The sequence below is a fragment of the Bacillus sp. P4_D3 genome, assembly GCF_056401855.1.
Map to the genome: position 1 here is coordinate 1 of NZ_JBFUIN010000734.1, position 1,507 is coordinate 1,507.

Sequence of the window (1,507 nt, forward strand, 5' to 3'; positions counted from 1 at the left end):
AGTATATGTAGTGGTCAACGTAACAGTCAAGGAAGGTGCCTTGAAAACGTATAACAATTTTCGAGGCAAAAAAACTGACAAATTTGTGGAAAGACTACACAACTTTGAAAAAAAGATGTAAAGTATAGATGTATAGACTAGTAGTTGTTATGAATGATAGAAATTATTTTTTCTTTAAAGAAAGCGGATTCAAATGGTAGTGGATGAGAAGGGGATACATACTTTTTCACTACATATATTTGAAAAGGTTTACAATATGATGAAGAAAGAGGCGTGTACATATGAGACGATTAGGTATTTCTATTTATCCAGAACATTCGACAGTAGAGGAAGATAAGGAGTATGTAACATTAGCAAGTAAATACGGATTTACACGTGTATTCACATGTTTATTATCTGTAGATGGCGAAAAAGAGACAATTATAGAAGAGTTTAAAGAAACAATTTCTCATGCGAATGCATTAGGGTTCCAAGTATTGGTTGATATTAGTCCGTCTGTTTTTGAACAACTAGGTATTTCTTATAATGATTTATCATTCTTCCATGAACTAGGTGCTTACGGTATTCGTTTAGATGTTGGTTTCTCAGGATTAGAAGAATCGATTATGACGTACAATCCGTACGGTTTGAAAATTGAGATTAATATGAGCAACGGTACGAAGTATGTAGATAACATTATGAGTCATAGACCAAATCGTGAAAATTTAATTGGCTGTCATAATTTCTATCCACACCGTTATTCAGGATTATCATACGATCATTTCATTAAATGCTCGAAACAATTTAAAGATTACGGTATGAGAACCGCTGCTTTTATTTCATCATTCGATGCAACATATGGACCTTGGCCAGTAACAGAAGGGTTATGTACGTTAGAGCAGCATCGTGAATTGCCAATGACAACACAAGCGAAGCATTTGTTTGCGACAGAATTAATTGATGATGTTATTATTGCGAATGCTTATGCGTCAGAGGAAGAACTAGAGGCGCTTGGTGAGTTAAATAAAGACAAGCAAACTTTTGATATAGAAATTTATGAAACAACAACAGAGTTAGAAAGAATTATTGTGTTAGACGAACCTCATTTTTATCGCGGGGATGTATCTGAATATATGATTCGTTCTACACAAAGTCGTGTGAAATATAAAAAAGAAGAGTTCAAACCTCATAATACGCGTGAAATTAAACGAGGCGATATCTTAATTGATAATGAACAATACGGTCAATATAAAGGTGAATTACAACTTGCCTTAAAAGATATGGTGAATACAGGAAAAACAAATGTAGTTGGCCGAGTTGTAGAGGAAGAAATTTTCTTATTAGATTATTTACAAGCTTGGGATAAATTTGGATTTACATTAAAGAAATAGAGAAAATGAAAAAGGAAAAAACTACTGACTTCAGCAGCTTTTTCCTTTTTATCCCGCATTAACGGGCAGTAAAACTCCACCTTAAAATTCAGCTGGTGCAAAGAAGCTAGGTGGAAGATTAACTGCCCGTAAACGCC

The 1,507-nt window shown here is 34.0% G+C and carries 1 protein-coding gene; it reads left to right on the forward strand.

From position 1 onward, the window contains the following. Positions 1–281: 281 nt before the first annotated feature. Positions 282–1,370: a DUF871 domain-containing protein gene (locus AC1DTM_RS26105; RefSeq protein WP_016103797.1), complete on the forward strand. Its 1,089-nt coding sequence runs from the start codon at positions 282–284 to the stop codon at positions 1,368–1,370. Positions 1,371–1,507 lie beyond the last annotated feature (137 nt).

Bases quoted from the DNA above. Each gene is read 5' to 3' on its own strand.
- AC1DTM_RS26105 (WP_016103797.1), top strand. From the start codon at position 282: ATGAGACGATTAGGTATTTCTATTTATCCAGAACATTCGACAGTAGAG.